General features: G+C 67.1%; 18 protein-coding genes. 15 read left to right on the top strand and 3 right to left on the bottom strand.

Annotation, left to right across the window (positions count from 1 at the left end; genetic code table 11):
• The first annotated feature begins 28 nt into the window (after nt 1-28).
• The 14 genes from mdcE to CAL12_RS18710 all read left to right on the top strand — a co-directional run bounded on the left by mdcE (nt 29) and on the right by CAL12_RS18710 (nt 13097).
• Complete coding sequence (gene mdcE, locus CAL12_RS18775) at nt 29-835, top strand: biotin-independent malonate decarboxylase subunit gamma (protein WP_232464567.1); 807 nt, start codon at nt 29-31, stop codon at nt 833-835.
• Nucleotides 836-839: 4 nt separating this feature from the next.
• Complete coding sequence (locus CAL12_RS18770) at nt 840-1529, top strand: malonate decarboxylase holo-ACP synthase (RefSeq protein ID WP_086066015.1); 690 nt, start codon at nt 840-842, stop codon at nt 1527-1529.
• Nucleotides 1526-2449: a malonate decarboxylase subunit epsilon gene (mdcH, locus tag CAL12_RS18765; RefSeq protein WP_086066014.1), complete on the top strand. Its 924-nt coding sequence runs from the start codon at nt 1526-1528 to the stop codon at nt 2447-2449. The genes CAL12_RS18770 and mdcH overlap by 4 nt, the downstream gene beginning before the upstream one ends.
• 176 nt (nt 2450-2625) lie before the next feature.
• Nucleotides 2626-3663, top strand: a complete 1038-nt coding sequence (locus CAL12_RS18760) for a sulfate ABC transporter substrate-binding protein (protein ID WP_086066013.1) — start codon at nt 2626-2628, stop codon at nt 3661-3663.
• A 19-nt stretch (nt 3664-3682) separates the two neighbouring features.
• A complete protein-coding gene (gene cysT / locus CAL12_RS18755; RefSeq protein WP_086066012.1) occupies nt 3683-4564 on the top strand; it encodes a sulfate ABC transporter permease subunit CysT in 882 nt (293 codons plus the stop codon).
• Nucleotides 4561-5502, top strand: a complete 942-nt coding sequence (gene cysW / locus CAL12_RS18750; protein ID WP_086066011.1) for a sulfate ABC transporter permease subunit CysW — start codon at nt 4561-4563, stop codon at nt 5500-5502. Before cysT ends, cysW begins: the two co-directional genes overlap by 4 nt.
• A 24-nt stretch (nt 5503-5526) precedes the next feature.
• Nucleotides 5527-6588, top strand: coding sequence for a sulfate/molybdate ABC transporter ATP-binding protein (locus tag CAL12_RS18745; protein ID WP_086066010.1), 1062 nt, complete (start codon nt 5527-5529; stop codon nt 6586-6588).
• A 5-nt stretch (nt 6589-6593) separates the two neighbouring features.
• Entirely contained in the window at nt 6594-7382 is a 789-nt protein-coding gene (locus tag CAL12_RS18740; RefSeq protein WP_086066009.1) for a phosphoadenylyl-sulfate reductase, read from the top strand.
• 71 nt (nt 7383-7453) lie between these two features.
• A complete protein-coding gene (gene cysD / locus CAL12_RS18735) occupies nt 7454-8362 on the top strand; it encodes a sulfate adenylyltransferase subunit CysD (RefSeq protein ID WP_086066008.1) in 909 nt (302 codons plus the stop codon).
• Nucleotides 8363-8395: 33 nt separating this feature from the next.
• Complete coding sequence (locus CAL12_RS18730) at nt 8396-9694, top strand: sulfate adenylyltransferase subunit 1 (RefSeq protein WP_086066007.1); 1299 nt, start codon at nt 8396-8398, stop codon at nt 9692-9694.
• 280 nt (nt 9695-9974) lie between these two features.
• Nucleotides 9975-11186, top strand: coding sequence for a PA0069 family radical SAM protein (locus CAL12_RS18725; protein WP_086066006.1), 1212 nt, complete (start codon nt 9975-9977; stop codon nt 11184-11186).
• Nucleotides 11187-11208: 22 nt separating this feature from the next.
• Nucleotides 11209-11562, top strand: coding sequence for a hypothetical protein (locus CAL12_RS18720; protein ID WP_086066005.1), 354 nt, complete (start codon nt 11209-11211; stop codon nt 11560-11562).
• A gap of 212 nt (nt 11563-11774) precedes the next feature.
• Nucleotides 11775-12185, top strand: coding sequence for a 50S ribosomal protein L19 (rplS, locus tag CAL12_RS18715; protein WP_086066004.1), 411 nt, complete (start codon nt 11775-11777; stop codon nt 12183-12185).
• A 168-nt stretch (nt 12186-12353) separates the two neighbouring features.
• Nucleotides 12354-13097, top strand: coding sequence for a CoA pyrophosphatase (locus CAL12_RS18710; RefSeq protein WP_086066003.1), 744 nt, complete (start codon nt 12354-12356; stop codon nt 13095-13097).
• Between the two features lie 16 nt (nt 13098-13113).
• Here CAL12_RS18710 and rsgA read toward each other — a convergent pair whose 3' ends face one another.
• Together rsgA and CAL12_RS18700 are read right to left on the bottom strand one after the other, a co-directional pair.
• Nucleotides 13114-13950: a ribosome small subunit-dependent GTPase A gene (gene rsgA, locus CAL12_RS18705; RefSeq protein ID WP_232464922.1), complete on the bottom strand. Its 837-nt coding sequence runs from the start codon at nt 13948-13950 to the stop codon at nt 13114-13116.
• Nucleotides 13951-14120: 170 nt separating this feature from the next.
• A complete protein-coding gene (locus CAL12_RS18700) occupies nt 14121-15371 on the bottom strand; it encodes a M48 family metallopeptidase (protein ID WP_086066001.1) in 1251 nt (416 codons plus the stop codon).
• A gap of 58 nt (nt 15372-15429) precedes the next feature.
• On the opposite strand from CAL12_RS18700, the gene orn reads away from it, so the two are divergent.
• Complete coding sequence (gene orn, locus CAL12_RS18695) at nt 15430-15975, top strand: oligoribonuclease (protein ID WP_086066000.1); 546 nt, start codon at nt 15430-15432, stop codon at nt 15973-15975.
• Here orn and paaX read toward each other — a convergent pair.
• Nucleotides 15972-16913 carry a phenylacetic acid degradation operon negative regulatory protein PaaX gene (gene paaX / locus CAL12_RS18690; protein ID WP_086065999.1) on the bottom strand — a complete coding sequence of 314 codons (942 nt, stop codon included), beginning with the start codon at nt 16911-16913 and terminating at the stop codon, nt 15972-15974. The genes orn and paaX overlap by 4 nt on opposite strands.
• Nucleotides 16914-16925 lie beyond the last annotated feature (12 nt).

The following is a 16925-nucleotide window of genomic DNA, read 5'->3' as shown; positions in this document are numbered from 1 at the left end:
GACTCAGGATCCTCGCCAGGACGGTGGCGTGGAATCGCGCGGGGCGCGCTGGCTGGCGGGGCTGGCCGGGTCGGGGCGGCAGCTTGCCGGTTTCGTGCCGTCGGTACGCGTGGTCGACGCATGGCTGGGAGGCGAACTCGCCCGCTATCTCGCCGTCGTGCCCGATGCGCGGAACCCTTTCCCGCGCGCCAGCAAAGGCGAAGTCGGGTTGCTGGAAGGATGGGAACTGGCGCGGGCGGTGCGTGAGGTCGTCGATGCCGACGCGGCGGGCCCGGGGCGGCGCCCCATCGTCGCGGTCATCGACGTGCCGAGCCAGGCCTATGGGCGCCGCGAGGAAGCCTATGGCATCCATCTATGCCTGGCCGGCGCCGCCGCGGCCTACGCGGAAGCCCGCCTGGCCGGGCATCCCGTCATCGGGCTGATCGTCGGCAAGGCGATGTCGGGGGGGCTGCTGGCGCATGGCTACCAGGCCAACCGTTTGATCGCGCTGGATGATCCTGGCGTGATGGTGCACGCCATGGGCAAGGAAGCCGCCGCGCGCGTCACGTTGCGCTCCGTCGCGCAACTGGAGGCGCTGGCGGCCACCATCCCGCCCATGGCATATGACATCGAAAGCTTCGCGCGATTGGGCTTGCTGTGGCGCGTGCTGCACGGGGTGCGCGCGGACGCGCCGGCACAGGAGGACTTCGCGGCCGCGGCCGCCGCTTTGGAGCAGGCGCTCGCCAGCATACGCGCCGACGCGGACAGCAGCCTTGCCTGCCGCGTGAACCCGGCCGGCCGCAAAATGTCGCATGACGTCCGGGCGCGCTTGAGGTCGCTCTGGCAGGACCGGTGACGTCATGGACGAGATGTCTTTTCCGCGGCCGCATGACTTGCTATGGCTGAGCCGGCCGCCGATGGGCGCGCTGCCAGGCTGGCTGCGCCTGGACTGGCCGGTGGTGGTGCGGCGCGATCATGGCCCGGGCCGTATTCCCATCGGGCTGCGCGGTGAGCAGCGTTCGCAGCGCCTGGCGGCGTGGACGGACGCCGGCGACGTGAAAGGGCGTGTCGTCCCGGAACAGCTGGCGCTGGAGGCACGCTTGCGCGGGCATGCTCAAGCCATGCTGCCGTGTCTGCTGGCGCTGGATGCGGTCGCGCCTCGCCTGGACGGAATGGGTGTGTCCTGGGGACCCACGGGCAGCGTGGGATTCGCGCTTGCGACGGGCGTGCCCTTGCTGCGTCCGGACAGCGATCTCGATATCCGTATCGACGCGCCTGCGCGCCTGGATGCGGACCAGAAGCAGGGCCTGGCGGAGCTCGCCCGTCATGCCGGCTGCCGGCTCGATATCCAGATCGAAACGGTGGCGGGCGGATTCAGCCTGGCGGAGTGGCTGGCCGATCGGGGCGAGGTGTTGCTCAAGACGAACCGGGGACCGGTGATGGTCACCGATCCCTGGAACCATCCCTGCAACCATCCCTGGAACGCTTGCCAGAGCACCGTCGCAGACGACCGCCCCGGCGGCCCCATCTCCGGCGGGGCGGCCGCATGAGCGTGCTGTACACCTTTCCGGGGCAGGGGTCGCAACAGGCAGGAATGCTGTCGCGCCTGCCTCCCGTCAAGCCCACCGACGACGCACTGCGCATCGCCCGAGAGGTGCTGGGCCGTGACCCGCTGGACATGGAAACCGAAGCGTCGCTCGCGTCCACGGTGTCGGCCCAGCTGGCGCTGTTGATCGCCGGTGTCGCCACGGCCGGCGCCCTGGCCGACCTCGGTTGTCGGCCGGATATGGTTGCCGGCATGTCGGTGGGTGCTTTCCCCGCCGCCGTGGTTGCAGGGGTGCTGCGTTATGAGGACGCCTTGCGCCTGGTCGACATGCGCGCACGGCTCATGCAGCAGGCCTATCCGGCCGGCTACGGCATGGTGGCCATCCTGGGCCTGGACGAATCGCAGGTCAGGCGCGCCGTGGCCGACGTGCACACTGCGGGGAATCCGGTCTATGTCGCGAACATCAATGCGGAACGGCAGGTCGTCATTTCGGGCGCCGACGCCGCCATGGCTGCCGTTGCGCAACGTGCCTTGCGCGCGGGCGCGACGCACTGCCCGCGCCTGGCCGTCAGCGTGCCTTCCCATTGCGAACTGCTGTGCGATGCGGCCGCAACGCTGCGGCGCTGCCTGGCCGACGTTTCCCTGCGACCCCCGGGAGTCGCCTACCTGAGCAGCAGCCTGGCGCGCGCGATCGCCGACCCCGATCGCATCGCGGAAGACCTCGCGACCAATCTGTGCCGGGAAGTGAATTGGCGGGACACGGCGCAACTGGCCTGGGAACGCGGCGCCCGCCTGGCGGTGGAAATGCCCAGCGGGGATGTGCTGACGCGCCTGATGATCCCCGCATTCGCCGAAGGTATGGCCGTCGCCTGTTCGGCAAACTCCCTCGAAACCATACGCGCCTTGTCCGTTCGCGAGCGCTGAAAGATATTTCCGTTTTCGCCTGTCCCGGCTTCCCATATGCCGGCTCAGGAAATATACAAACAAGCACTTTGTCGTTTGCCCCTGGGTCCGTCGACCGCACAATGCCGTTACACCGTGTGGCAGTCCCGGGCACCCCACGCGATCACGCCGACAGGCACCATCGCGGGAACGACAATATGAAAGAACACGACATTCGAAAGCGGCAATTCCTGAAACGCTCGATCGGCATGGCGTCGGCACTGGCGGCGACGCAAATGCTGCCGACGGCCGTCCGCGCGCAGGGGCGTCCCCTGGAATTGCTGAACGTTTCCTACGACCCGACCCGCGAGCTGTACGCCCAGTACAACCCCTTGTTTGCCAAGTACTGGAAGGCCAAGACCGGTCAGGACGTTTCCATCCGCAATTCGCATGGCGGCTCCAGCAAGCAGGCCCGCAGCGTCATCGACGGCGTGGATGCGGACGTCGTGACGTTGGGCCTGGCGCCGGACGTCGAGGCGCTGGTCACCCATGGCGGCCTGGTCAAGCCGGGGTGGGAAGACCGGCTGCCCGACCATGCCTCGCCGTATACCTCCACGATCATCCTGCTGGTGCGCAAGGGCAACCCCAAGGGCATCAAGGGCTGGGATGACCTGGTCAAGCCAGGCGTATCCGTGATCACCCCGAATCCGAAGACCTCCGCCGGCGCGCGCTGGAACTACCTGGCGGCCTGGGAGCATGCGCGCCGCCAGTCCGGTGATGCCGGCGCCAAGGCCTTCGTCGAAAAACTTTATCGCAACGTGCCGGTCCTGGATTCCGGCGCACGCGGTTCCACCATCACCTTCGCCCAGCGCGGCGTCGGCGATGTGCTCATTTCCTGGGAAAACGATGCCTTCCTGGCGCAGAAGGAGTTCGGCGCGGGGGAACTGGAGATCGTGGTTCCCAGCCTGAGCGTCCTGTGCGAGCCCACGGTGGCCGTGGTCGACAGGAACGTCGATCGCAAGGGCACCCGCGAGGTCGCGGAAGCCTATCTGAAGTATCTGTATTCCGACGACGCGCAGGACCTGATCGCGCGCAACTACTACCGTCCGATCGGCGAGAAGGCCAAGGCCAAATACGCGACGCAGTTCCCCAAGCTGGATTTGTTCACCATACGCGACCTGGGCGGCTGGCCCGCCGTGGACAAGCTGCATTTCGCGGATAACGCGTTATTCGACCAGATCTATGTCAAGCAGTAGTCGAGCGGCGTCGACCGCAATGGCCCTGTCCGTGGCCAGTCGCGGCCGGCGCGCCTCGCCGGCGCGGCGTGGCGCGCGCACGCCGCCCGTGCTGCCGGGGTTGAAGCTGACCCTGGGCCTGGCGCTGGCCTATCTTGGCGTGCTGGTGCTGCTGCCGCTGGCGGCCCTGGTCATCAAGGCCGCCGGGTTGAGCTGGGAAGCCTTTGTCAGCGCGGTCACGTCGCCGCGCGTGCTGGCGGCGTATCGCGTCACATTCGGCGCGTCGTTGGTCGCCGCCGTGGTCAATCTGCTGTTCGGCCTGCTGGTGGCCTGGGTGCTGGTGCGCTATCGCTTCCCGGGCAAGCGGCTGCTGGATGCGCTGGTCGACCTGCCTTTCGCGCTGCCCACCGCGGTCGCGGGTATCGCGCTGGCCGCGCTGCTCGGTCCGCACGGCTGGATCGGCGGCCTGCTGGCGCCACTGGGCATCAAGATCGCCTATACGCCGGCGGGCATCGTCGTTGCGTTGATTTTCATCGGCATTCCTTTCGTCGTCCGTACGGTGCAGCCGGTGCTGGAAGACCTGGAGGCCTCGCTGGAGGAAGCGGCTTCCAGCCTGGGCGCCACGCCCGTGCAGATTTTCATCCGCGTGATCCTGCCCACCGTCATGCCGGCGCTGCTGACCGGTTTCGCGATGGCTTTCGCGCGCGCGATCGGCGAGTATGGCTCGGTGATCTTCATCGCCGGCAATATGCCCATGGTGTCGGAGATCGCGCCCCTGCTGATACTCGTCAAGCTGGAGCAGTTCGACTATGCCGGCGCCGCGGCGATCGGCGCGGTCCTGCTGGGCCTGTCGTTCGCCATGCTGCTGGCCATCAATGGATTGCAGGCCTGGCGGCGCCTCGCGCATGGAGGACGGCCATGACGGCGCGGCGAGCGGATGCCACCGCCACGCATCGGGCGAGCCGTCGTGGCCGGGGCGGCCGAAGCGTGCTGATCGTCGCGGCGGTCGCGTTCCTGGCGCTGTTTCTGCTGTTGCCCTTGTGCGCCGTATTCGCCGAGGCGCTACGCAAGGGCCTGGGCGCCTACGCGGCCGCCCTGGTGGAGCCGGATACGGTATCTGCCATCCTGCTGACGCTGTTGACGGCGGCCATCAGCGTGCCGCTGAACATGGCTTTCGGCGTCGTCGCGGCGTGGGCGATCGCCAAGCATGAGTTCCGCGGCAAGTCGATGCTGGTCACCCTGATAGACCTGCCGTTCTCCGTGTCGCCGGTGGTGGCGGGCCTGTCCTACATGCTAGTGGTGGGCGCGCAGGGCTGGATAGGGCCATGGCTGATGGCGCACGACCTGAAGATCGCCTTCGCCGTGCCCGGTATCGTGCTGGTCACCACCTTCGTCACGCTGCCGCTGGTGGCGCGCGAACTGATTCCGCTCATGGAAGCCCAGGGTAGCGAGGAAGAAGAAGCCGCCATCGTGCTGGGCGCGCGCGGCTGGCAGGCGTTCTGGCGTGTCACGCTGCCGAACGTCCGCTGGGGCCTGCTATACGGCGTGATCCTGTGCAATGCACGCGCCATGGGTGAGTTCGGCGCGGTGTCCGTCATATCGGGGCATATCCGCGGCCTGACCAACACCATCCCCTTGCAGGTGGAGATCCTCTACAACGAATACCAGATCCAGGCCGGATTCGCCGTCGCGTCGCTGCTGGCCATACTGGCCTTGGTCACGCTGGCCATCAAAACCGTGGTGCAATGGCGGCACACGCATGCCCTGGCGCGCCAGGACGAGGGCGACGCATCGCCCGCCCTGGAGGCGCTGGCCGCGTCCCATCGCGACGCGCGCGTACGACGCGCCGCTGGTGCCTGAGGCGGACGGAATCTAGGAAATCACATGGATATCGAAATCAAATCGGTCAACAAGCGCTTCGGCAACTTCCAGGCCTTGCGCGACGTCGACCTGCACATCGACTCGGGTGAACTGGTGGCCTTGCTGGGGCCGTCCGGCTGCGGCAAGACGACCTTGCTGCGCATCATCGCCGGGCTCGAAACGCCGGACAGCGGCAGCATCTATTTCTTCGGCGAGGACAGCACCGGCGTGCACGTGCGCGAGCGCCAGGTCGGCTTCGTGTTCCAGCATTACGCGCTGTTCCGCCATATGACGGTGTTCGAGAACGTCGCTTTCGGCCTGCGCATCAAGCCGCGCGGCCAGCGTCCCGGCGAAGCCGCCATCAAGGAAAAGGTCCATGCGCTGCTGAACCTGGTGCAGCTGGATTGGTTGGCCGACCGCTATCCCGGCCAGTTGTCCGGCGGCCAGCGCCAGCGCATCGCGCTGGCCCGCGCCCTGGCGGTGGAGCCGCGCGTACTGTTGCTGGACGAGCCCTTCGGCGCGCTGGACGCCAAGGTACGCAAGGAGTTGCGGCGCTGGCTGCGTCGCCTGCATGACGAACTGCACGTGGCCAGCGTCTTCGTCACCCACGACCAGGAAGAGGCCCTGGAAGTGGCGGACCGCGTGGTGGTGATGAACGCGGGCCGCATCGAGCAGGTCGGCACGCCCCGCGACGTCTGGACCCATCCGGCCACGCCCTTCGTCTACGGCTTCCTGGGCGACGTCAACCAGATAGACGGTTATGCGGCGGGCGGACTGTGGCGCGCCAACGGCGTTTCGCTGCCCGCGCCGGCCTTCGACGGCACGGACGAACAGCGCGCCGTGGCCTATGTGCGCCCGCACGAGCTGGACATCCTGCCTTACGCCCCGACCGGCGAGGGCATGGCCGTCAAGCTCAATCACGCCTATCTGGCCGGCCCCAGCGCGTTCCTGGAGCTCCAGCGCGAAGACGGCGCATTGCTGGAAGCCCAATTGTCCGAAGAGGAATACCACGGCCTGGACTTGCGCGAAGGCGCGATGCTGCTGGCCCGTCCCCGCCGTGGCCGTATCTTTCCCGCCAGCAGGTAGACGCCATGGCCGATCCCGCGATCCTTTCCCGTTCCCACCCCGACATCGCGGGGCGTTGGTCCGAACTGCTGCAGCGGCTGTCCGATATCGCCGCGCACTATCCGGACGCGGCGCTGGCGTCATCGCTGGCCGCGGAAGACATGGTGCTGACGCATGCCATCCATACGGGCGGCGTACCGCTGGAAATCTTCACGCTGGACACCGGCCGCCTGCACGCCGAAACGCTGTCCATGCTGGACGTCATCGAGCGGCGCTATGGCCGCCGGCCCACCGTCTATCGGCCCATAGGGGAATCCGTGGATGCGCACGTGGCGGCGCACGGCGCCTTCGCCTTCTATGAAAGCAAGGAACTGCGCCAGGCCTGCTGCCATATCCGCAAGGTGGAGCCGCTGCGGCGGGCCCTGTCCGGACGCGGCGCCTGGATCACCGGGCAGCGGCGCGCGCAGGCCGCCACGCGCGGCAGCCTGCCGCAGGAAGAACAGGATCCGGTCTTCGGTCTCTACAAATTCAATCCGCTCGCGGCGTGGAGCGAGGACGATGTCTGGAACGCCATCCGCGCGCTCGACATTCCCTATAACCCGCTGCACGACCGGGGCTATCCCTCCATCGGCTGCGAACCCTGTACGAGGGCTATCCGGCCGGGCGAGGACGTACGCGCCGGGCGCTGGTGGTGGGAGTCGTCCGACAGCAAGGAGTGCGGGCTGCACGCGGGCAATCGCGGCGGTCCGCCGGAGGCACACGTCGTCCAGTTCGCCGCCCGCCGTCCCGGCGGGGCCGCCGACGGCAAGGCTTGACGAGACGCGCCGGCCCTTTATCGAACACCGCTCCATCCAAACGTCGTTCTACCGAAGCCACGAGACCCCTTATGTCCACCGTTCACACACGCAGCCATCTGGATTGGCTGGAGTCCGAAGCCATTTTCATCCTGCGCGAGGTCGCGGCCGAGTGCGAAAAGCCGGTGCTGCTGTTTTCCGGCGGCAAGGATTCCTGCGTGCTGCTGCGATTGGCGGAAAAAGCCTTCCGTCCGGCCCGCTTCCCGTTCCCGCTCATGCACATCGATACGGGACACAATTTCCCGGAAGTCATCCAGTTCCGTGACGCGCGCGCGGCCGAGCTGGGCGAAACCCTGGTCGTGCGCAGCGTGGAAGATTCGATCGCGCGCGGGTCGGTGGTGCTGCGCAAGGAAACCGATTCGCGCAATGCAGCCCAGGCGGTGACGCTGCTGGAGGCCATCGCGGAATTCGGTTTCGACGCCTGCATCGGTGGCGCCCGGCGCGACGAGGAAAAAGCCCGCGCCAAGGAGCGCATTTTTTCCTTCCGCGACGAGTTCGGCCAATGGGATCCCAAGAGCCAGCGCCCCGAGGTCTGGAGCCTGTACAACACCCGCGTGCATCGCGGCGAAAACATGCGCGTGTTCCCGATTTCCAACTGGACCGAGCTGGACGTGTGGCAGTACATCGCGCGGGAAAACCTGGCGCTGCCGTCCATCTACTACGCCCATCGGCGCGAAGTGGTGCGGCGGCGCGGCCTGCTGGTGCCGATCACGCCGCTGACCCCGGCGCAGGCGGACGAACAGGTGGAGACGCTGTCGGTCCGCTTCCGTACCGTGGGCGATATTTCCTGCACCTGCCCGGTGGCGTCCGATGCGGCCGATAACCAGGCCATCATCGCCGAGACCGCGCTCAGCGATATCACCGAGCGCGGCGCCACCCGCATGGACGACCAGACTTCCGAGGCATCGATGGAGCGCCGCAAGAAGGAAGGCTATTTCTGAACCGACCCTGACGCCTGGCCGGAGCACACGCACATGAACGCAGTCAACGATTCTTTCCTTCCCGCCGGCGAGACGGCGGTCATACGCCTGATCACGGCCGGTTCCGTGGACGACGGCAAGTCCACGCTGATCGGACGCCTGCTGTACGACAGCAAAAGCGTCTTCGCCGACCAGCTCGACGCCATCGCGCGGGCCAAGTACAAGCGCGTGGCCGGCGACGGCATCGATTTCGCCTTGTTGACGGATGGGCTGGAGGCCGAGCGCGAGCAGGGCATCACCATCGACGTCGCCTACCGCTATTTCGCCACGCCGCGCCGCAAGTTCATCGTCGCCGACGCGCCGGGACATGAGCAGTACACCCGCAATATGGTGACCGGCGCGTCGACGGCAGACGTGGCCATCATCCTCATCGACGCCACGCGCGCCGCCGACGGCAGGCTGCTGCCGCAGACCAAGCGGCACAGTACGATCGCGCGCCTGCTGGGCATACGCCACATCGTCGTGGCGGTGAACAAAATGGATCTGGTGGCCTGGGACCGCGCGGTATTCGACCGCATCCGCGACGCCTACGCGGACCTGGCGGCGCGCATCGGCATCCCCGACTTCCAGGCGTTGCCCTTGTCCGCGCTGAACGGCGACAACGTCGTGACGCCGTCCGCGCACACGCCGTGGTACGAAGGGCCACCCCTGCTGTCCCTGCTGGAGTCGCTGGACCCCGCCGTCGAAGCGGCCGACGCGCCTTTGCGCTATCCGGTGCAATGGGTGGTTCGCCATGACGGCAGCAGCGCGCAGGACTTCCGCGGCTATGCCGGGCGCGTCGCCAGCGGTACCCTGCGCGCGGGCGACGAGATCCTGGTGCAGCCTTCCGGGGTCGGCGCGCGCGTGGTGGGGATACGCGCGCACGATCGGGAACTGGCCAGCGCGAGCGCCGGCGATTCGGTAATCGTGGTGCTGGACCGCGACGTCGACGTGTCGCGGGGCGATGTGTTGTCGCATGCGGGCGCGGCGGTGCGCACCGGCAAGGAGTTCGATGCGGAAGTGTGCTGGCTCGATACGCAGCCGCTGAATACGGCACGCCGCTATCTGCTCAAGCAAGGCACGCGCTTGACCACGGCGAAGGTGCGCGAAGTCGCGACGCGCCGCGATATCCATGAACTGCGCGAGATCGATGGCGACGTCGGGACGTTGGCGATGAACGATATCGGCAAGGTCCGCATCGTGACGCGCGATCCGCTGACGCTCGATCGATATGACGACATCGCGGCCACCGGCGCCTTCATTCTGATCGACGAGTCCACGCATCAGACCGCCGCCGCGGGCATGTTGCGTTGACTTCGTCGACGTCCCGCGCGGGTCGTCCGGTGACGATCGCGCGGTTGTCGCGAACGGCCGCCGTCGGCGGCGGGCGGGGCAGGGGCGGCGGCCCCGCTTTTACCACGCCAATCGCCCGCAAAGCCTTATTTCATGCGGGTTTTGCGGTAAAGCGACAGTCCGCGTCGAGCCCCGGAAAATGCCGCCAACGGCCACTGGACTTGGGGTAAAGTGGGACGTCGCCGAAAAAAAGGCGGTAGGTGCTTGTCAGAAAATACTGTATGGATGTACAGTACTATTCATGGCACGTACCGATCATTCCGTTTTTGCCGGTTCTGGGTCCCCGGCTGCCGCCCCCGCCGCCTTGCGCGGTCGGGGTGCGGTTACTAATGTTCGGCACCGCTTCCAGCGCGACGACCGCAGTACCGCCGATCCGGCGGACGAACCGGCGCTGGCAGACGGGGCCACCCCCGTCCGGCCCATCCTTCCCATACGTCCCCTCCCGCCGGCCGACACCCCCAGCGGCATTGCCACCACCGTGGCGGTGGAGCAGGCCCGCAAGCTGATTTCCCGCAACGATTCGCCCGACGTGCCCTTCGACCGGGCAATCAATACGTACCGGGGTTGCGAACACGGCTGCGTCTATTGCTACGCGCGTCCTACCCACGCCTACCTGGGATATTCGCCCGGGCTGGACTTCGAAACCCGGCTGGTGGCCAAGGCCAATGCGGTGGATGCCCTGCGGGCCGAGCTTGCCCGCCCCGGCTATCGCGTCGAGCCGGTCAACGTAGGGTCGGCGACCGACGTCTATCAGCCCATTGAACGCTCGTGGCGGCTGACGCGCGGGGTGCTGGAACTGCTGCTGGAAACCGGCCATCCGCTGACGATCGTCACCAAGAACGCGCTGATCGAGCGCGACCTGGATCTGCTGCAGGCCATGGCGCGTCGCAACCTGGTGGCCGTGTATATCAGCGTGACCTCCCTGGACGCCGATATTTCCCGCACGTTGGAACCACGCGCCTCGGCGCCCTGGCGGCGGCTGGAAGCCGTGCGCAAGCTGGCCGACGCCGGCGTGCCCGTCGGCGTATTGGCGGCCCCGGTGATTCCCTTTGTCACCGACGAATTCCTGGAGCGCATCGTGCAGGAAGCCGCCCGCGCCGGCGCGTACTACGCCAGCTACACCGTCGTGCGGCTGCCCTGGGAGGTCAAGCCCGTATTCGAAGAATGGCTGCAGGCGCATTTTCCCGATCGCGCCGAGCGCGTCCTGCACCGCATCGAAGACATGCGGGAAGGCAAGCGCAACGATCCCCGCTTCGGCACACGCATGAAAGGCACCGGTATCTGGGCCGACCTGCTGCGCCAGCGATTCGATATGGCGGTGCGCAAGGCCGGGTTGAACCGGCAGCGCCTGCAACTGGATACCAAGCAATTCGTCCCTCCGGCCCCATTCGTTTCCGGGCCGGGGGCTGTCCGTGGACCTGCGCCGGTCAGGCAGCTGGGTCTATTCGATTAAGTTGTCTCCAAGGAGCACTCGCATGAACCTAGCCGCCGAACCGCAATTCCCTACCAAATGGCCGTTTCCGCCCGTGCCGCCCAGCCGGCGCGGACTGGGCCGCCTGGGCGGTGTCCTGTCCCGTTTCCGTCCTGGCCAGGCGCGGCTCCGTGGCATGGCCACCCAGGTCGGCCTGACCGGCCTGGCCGGCACGGGTGACGTTCCGGGCGGTCCCGCCACCCTCACGGTTTCCACCATCGGCGGCGTTTCCGTGGCTGGCGCTACGGCAGAGCAGGGCGTGACCGTACGCCAGATGATCGTCGACGTGCTCCTGGTAGCCATGTGGGGCGCCATGATCCCCGGGCTGATGTGGCTGGGCGCCGTGGCGGGATTCTGACCCAGCCGCTTACCTAAAGCACTGATTTCATGTAGAATGCCGGGTTTTGCCAAGTGTCATCCTCTGCGTGCGGCGCATCATGTTGCCATGATATGGGGAACTCTTACTGGGGACCCCCGTTGGGACAACCCCTATTGGGACCCCCCATACATGGCACTCCATAACATGGCACCCTCATAACAATCGCACGGCACGATGATTTCGGAGTTTTCATGAACCTTATCGCTGTCCTGGAACAGGAAGAGATCACCCGCCTGACCGCCGACAAGACGCTGCCGTCTTTCGCCCCGGGCGACACCGTGGTCGTCAACGTCAACGTTGTCGAAGGCACCCGCAAGCGTGTGCAGGCCTTCGAAGGCGTCGTGATCGCCAAGCGCAACCGCGGCCTGAACTCGGCCTTCATCGTTCGCAAGATCTCGTCCGGCCAAGCCGTGGAACGTACGTTCCAGCTGTATTCGCCGCAGATCGCTTCGATCGAAGTCAAGCGCCGTGGCGACGTCCGTCGCGCCAAGCTGTACTACCTGCGCGATCGTTCGGGCAAGTCGGCTCGCATCAAGGAAAAGCTGGTCAGCCGTCAGGCTGCCGCGCAATCGGCCCAGGCTGCCGAATCCGCGGCGTCCTGATCTCGGGGGTACCACCGGCCGGTCCGCCAGCCGGACCCCAGCGCCTCGCCGGCCGCCAGAAAAGGCACCCCCAAGCGGGGTGCCTTTTCGTTTCCGGGCACTGTTTCCGAATACTGTTTCCCACTACCGTTTCCGGATCCTGCTCACCGTCCCTGATCCATCCGCCACATGCCCGACCAGCCCGCCTCGCCACGTCCGCGTCGTCCCATCGTCAGGCCCGCCTTCGATGCGGCGGTGCAACCGTGGGTCGCGGCCAACGAAGGCTTGCGGGCCGTGCCGCCGCAGGCCTTGGCGGTGGATGAGCTGCGCCGGGTGCTGCAGCATCCGCGCGGGCTGCCGGCGCAACTGCCTTTGAATGGCGATACGCGGTATCCCGGCCGGGAAGGCGCGCCCGTACTGGCGGCCGTGCTGATCCCCCTGGTCATGCGCGAACCGGGCGTGACGGTCATGCTGACACAGCGCACCGCGCATTTGCACGACCATGCGGGGCAGATCAGCTTTCCCGGCGGGCGCATCGAAGAAACCGACGCCAGCCCCATCGCGGCCGCCTTGCGCGAAGCCCAGGAAGAAACGGGCCTGGCGCCGGATTGGGTGGATGTCCTGGGCACCATGCCGCCCTACCTGACGGCAACGGGTTTCTCCATCACACCCGCCGTGGCCCTGGTCCGCCCGGGTTTCGAACTGGTACCGGACCCTTTCGAAGTCGCGGAGATTTTCGAAGTCCCGCTGTCTTTCATCACAGATCCGGCGAATCATCGGCTGCACAGCGTGGAGCTGCCGGACGGGCGCGTGCGCCGGTATTACTCCATGCCCTGGGGCAAGTACTTCATCTGGGGCGCGACGGCCGCCATGCTGCGCAACCTGTACCACGTCCTGTGCGATCCGAACGCGCGGGATACCGCGCCGGAATAAGCGGCGGGATCAGCAATCAGTAGCGGGGCGCCGCGGCGTTCTCGTGCAGGATGCGCAGATACAGCGCATGGCGCGACGGATCGATCCGGCCTTGCTCCAGGGCCTGCAGGACCCCGCAGCCCGGCTCATGCTGATGGGTGCAGTTGTAGAACCGGCATTGCGCCGCATACGGCGCGAATTCAGGGAAGCCACGCTCGATATCCTCACGCGTCAGGTGTTGCAGGCCAAAGGCCTGGAAGCCCGGCGAATCGATCAGGTCGCCACCCTCCGGCAAGTGATACAGGCGCGTACTGGTGGTGGTGTGGCGCCCCATGTCCAGCGCGGCGGAATGCTCACGCGTGGCTGCATTGGCGCCGGGTATCAGGTCATTGAGCAGGGTTGACTTGCCCATGCCGCTCTGGCCCAGCAGCAGGCTGACGTGGCCGGCCATCTCCGGGTATAGCGTGCGTCGGGTGGCATCGGCGTCCAGGGCGCTGACCTCCAGCACAGGCACGCCCAGCCGCGCCAGCGGCGCCAGGCGCGCCCTGGCTTCCGCCAGCCCTGCCTGCAGGTCGACTTTGTTCAGCACGATCCGGGGGGCGATGCCGGCGCTCCAGGCGCCCGCCAGCGCGCGGCCGGCCAGGTCGTCCGAAAACGTGGGCACGACGGCGACGACGATGAACAGCTTGTCGACGTTGGCGGCGAACTGCTTGGCCCGCATGTCGTCTGACCGGTAGAGCAGGTTGCTGCGCGGCAGGATTTCCTCGATGGCACCTTCGTCCCGGCCCTGCGGCGCAATGCGGACGCGATCGCCGACCGCCGCCCCGGCCTTCTTTCCGCGCGGGTAGCATTGCCGCGACGTGCCGTCTGCCATTTCGACGATGTAGTGGCGGCCATGGGCCGCGACGATGCGGCCGTCGAGCAGGCCCTGCGTGTCCGGGTGGGCGTCATCCGTCGTGACGGCACCCTTGGGCCGGCCCTTGTCCGGCCGGGCGGCCGGCATGCCGTCCTGGCGACCCGGCCGGGCAGGGCGCTCGCGCCGGCTCATCGGGCGGCCATGCCCAGGTGCCGGATGCGCACCGCCGCCGGCGGATGGCTGTCATAGAAGGCGGAATGGACGGGATCCGGCGTCAGGGTGGCGGCGTTGTCGTCATACAGCTTGACCAGCGCCGACACCAGTTGCTTCGCCGAGCTCTGGCGCGCGGCGTAGTCGTCCGCCTGGAATTCATCACGTCGCGAATACCAGCTGGCGATAGGCGTGAACAGGAAGGTGAACACCGGCACGACCAGGAAGAACAGCAGCAAGGCCATGGCATCGTTGCGGCCGTCCAGGCGCGGCAGCACGCCCAGCTGTTCGTAGAACCAGGGCTGGCGCGCCAGCCATCCCAGCAGTGCGAAAAAGCCCAGCGCCACGGCGAAGCTGATCGCGATGCGCCGGGTGATGTGGCGGCGGGCGAAATGGCCCAGTTCATGGGCCAGCACGGCTTCGATTTCGTCGCCGTTCAGGCGCGCCAGCAGCGTGTCGAAGAAAACGATGCGCCGCGATTTGCCGAAGCCGGTGAAATAGGCATTTCCGTGCCCGGAGCGGCGCGATCCGTCCATGACGAACAGCCCGTTGATGGCGAAGCCGCAGCGTTGCACCAGTTGGCCGATGCGCTTGGACAGATCCTGGTCGGCCAGCGGCGTGAACTTGTTGAACAGTGGGGCGATCACCATGGGAAACAGCAGCAGCGTCAGCAGGCTGAAGCCGACCCACAGGCCCCAGGCCCAGATCCACCAAAGCGTGCCGGCCTTGCCCATCAGCCACAGGATGGCGGCGACCAGGGGCAGCCCGATGATGGCGGTGAGCGCCAGCCCCTTGATCGCGTCGGAGATGAACAGCGCCGGCGTCATCCGGTTGAAGCCGAAGCGGGCTTCCAGCCTGAACTGGCGCCACAGGGTGAAGGGCAACTCCAACGCGCCCAGCAGCAGGCCGGTGATGACCAGCAACAGCATCTGGTGCAGGAAATCGTTGTCGGTCAGCCAGCCGGCAAGCATGTCGATGGCCTGCAGCCCGCCCAGCAGGGTCAGGCCCACCAGAACGGCGGCATCGAATACCCGTTCGACGATGCCGAGCCGAACGCGGGCGACCGTATAGTCGGCGGCGCGCTGGTGGCTTGCCAGGCCGATCCGATCGGCGAATTCGGGCGGTACGCGGTCCCGGTGGCGGGCGACGTGGCGGATCTGCCGCGTGGACAGCCAGAGCCTGACGCTGATATCGACCAGCAGCAGCGCAACGAACAACAGAGTCAGCATGGGGAATCCGGGCTGGGAAACCGATATGAGAAAATCGGGTTTTCAAAAGGCGAATTATATGGCTCTGAACGACAACCGCCTGGTCTGGCTCGACATGGAAATGACCGGCCTCGATCCGGAAAAGGAACGCATCATCGAAGTGGCGGTGGTCGTGACCGAACCGGACCTGACCGTCGTGGCCGAAGGCCCGGCGCTGGCCATACACCAGCCCGACAGCCTGCTGGACGCCATGGACAGCTGGAACAAGTCCACACACGGCAAAAGCGGCCTGATCGACAAGGTCAAGGCGTCCACGATCACTGAGGCGCAGGCCGAGGATATCCTGATTGCCTTCCTGTCGCAGCACGTGCCGGCCGGCAAGTCGCCGCTATGCGGCAACACCATCAGCCAGGACCGGCGGTTCATGTTCCGCTACATGCCGCGGCTGGAACAATTCTTCCATTACCGCAACCTGGACGTCAGCACGCTGAAGGAACTGGCGCGCCGCTGGCGGCCGGACGTCTACAAGAGCTTCGAAAAGAAAAGCCGCCACGAAGCCCTGGCCGACATCCACGATTCCATCGACGAGCTCAAGCATTACCGCGAGCACTTCCTGAAGGTCTAGGGCTGGCGGCCGCCGAAGCGCAGCAGCGCCTCCGCGGCCAGCGGCCGGAAATGGGGCTCGCCATCATGGCCGGCCAGGCTGGCCAGGTGCGCTTCGGACGCATCGAACAAGGCCCAGTACAGGCGCCCGCAGAGCTCGCGCGCCGCGTGTCCCGGCCAGTCCGGCGCCAGCATGCCGGCGGGCAATTGCGGGTCGTGCAAGACGATCCGGCGCCAGCGATGCAGCAACAGCACCCGTGCGGCGAAGGCCGCCGCCGGCGCGCCGGCCCCGCCGTCTGCCAGGGTTTTTTCCAGCGGCGCGAACTGCTGGACGAATTCACGGTACTGCCCGGCCAGCTCCTGCAGATTCCAGCATTGCTCTGCCAGGGCGGCCAGGGGCAGGGCGCCCACGTCGGGCAGGTCGCGCGCGGCCAGGACCAGCGCCTTGTCCGGTATGCCCAACGATTCCAGGATGCTGCCGGCCGCGGCCGGCCGGGCGCGCGGATGGGCGAAGACGCCCGGCGCCAGCATCCCGTAGCCCTCCCATTCCAGCGCGCGCCGCAACTCGGTCCTTTCCGCCAGGCCGTTGCTGGTCATGCGCGGGATGAGCACCAGCGTCCATTCGCCGTCCCAGGGCGGCTCGACCGACTGGTAGATGCGCAGCGCGGCATGGGCGGTATTGCGCGCCCCCTGCGGCGATAGCCGATACAGGCTGCGGCGGCCCTGTCTTTCCGCATGCAGCCAGCCTTCCGCGACCAGCCGGAACACGCTGGTGCGCAGCAGGCGTTCATTGATGCCCAGCGGACGCAGCAGGGCGATGAGGTCGCCCAGCCAGATCGCCCCGCCGTGCGGCTCGATGGCGTCGCCCAGCAGGCTGACGCACAGCGACTTGGCGCGCGGCGGGTCCGCCTTGATCAGTCTGGCGGTAAGGCGTTCCAGCGCGGACGCGGCAGGGGCCATGGAGGGCGGAGG

Origin of the sequence: Bordetella genomosp. 8 (assembly GCF_002119685.1) — a bacterium.
Classification (GTDB): domain Bacteria; phylum Pseudomonadota; class Gammaproteobacteria; order Burkholderiales; family Burkholderiaceae_B; genus Bordetella_C.
Note: the sequence above shows the minus strand (reverse complement) of the source record. Positions and strands in the feature narration are given on the sequence as shown.

Coding starts and splice junctions, on each gene's coding strand:
- cysW (WP_086066011.1), top strand. CDS start 4,561: ATGACGGCGCGGCGAGCGGATGCCACCGCCACGCATCGGGCGAGCCGT.
- mdcH (WP_086066014.1), top strand. CDS start 1,526: ATGAGCGTGCTGTACACCTTTCCGGGGCAGGGGTCGCAACAGGCAGGA.
- rsgA (WP_232464922.1), bottom strand. CDS start 13,950: ATGGCAGACGGCACGTCGCGGCAATGCTACCCGCGCGGAAAGAAGGCC.
- CAL12_RS18710 (WP_086066003.1), top strand. CDS start 12,354: ATGCCCGACCAGCCCGCCTCGCCACGTCCGCGTCGTCCCATCGTCAGG.
- CAL12_RS18720 (WP_086066005.1), top strand. CDS start 11,209: ATGAACCTAGCCGCCGAACCGCAATTCCCTACCAAATGGCCGTTTCCG.
- CAL12_RS18730 (WP_086066007.1), top strand. CDS start 8,396: ATGAACGCAGTCAACGATTCTTTCCTTCCCGCCGGCGAGACGGCGGTC.
- CAL12_RS18740 (WP_086066009.1), top strand. CDS start 6,594: ATGGCCGATCCCGCGATCCTTTCCCGTTCCCACCCCGACATCGCGGGG.
- CAL12_RS18770 (WP_086066015.1), top strand. CDS start 840: ATGGACGAGATGTCTTTTCCGCGGCCGCATGACTTGCTATGGCTGAGC.
- orn (WP_086066000.1), top strand. CDS start 15,430: ATGGCTCTGAACGACAACCGCCTGGTCTGGCTCGACATGGAAATGACC.
- CAL12_RS18745 (WP_086066010.1), top strand. CDS start 5,527: ATGGATATCGAAATCAAATCGGTCAACAAGCGCTTCGGCAACTTCCAG.
- rplS (WP_086066004.1), top strand. CDS start 11,775: ATGAACCTTATCGCTGTCCTGGAACAGGAAGAGATCACCCGCCTGACC.
- cysD (WP_086066008.1), top strand. CDS start 7,454: ATGTCCACCGTTCACACACGCAGCCATCTGGATTGGCTGGAGTCCGAA.
- paaX (WP_086065999.1), bottom strand. CDS start 16,913: ATGGCCCCTGCCGCGTCCGCGCTGGAACGCCTTACCGCCAGACTGATC.
- CAL12_RS18700 (WP_086066001.1), bottom strand. CDS start 15,371: ATGCTGACTCTGTTGTTCGTTGCGCTGCTGCTGGTCGATATCAGCGTC.
- CAL12_RS18760 (WP_086066013.1), top strand. CDS start 2,626: ATGAAAGAACACGACATTCGAAAGCGGCAATTCCTGAAACGCTCGATC.
- CAL12_RS18725 (WP_086066006.1), top strand. CDS start 9,975: ATGGCACGTACCGATCATTCCGTTTTTGCCGGTTCTGGGTCCCCGGCT.
- cysT (WP_086066012.1), top strand. CDS start 3,683: ATGGCCCTGTCCGTGGCCAGTCGCGGCCGGCGCGCCTCGCCGGCGCGG.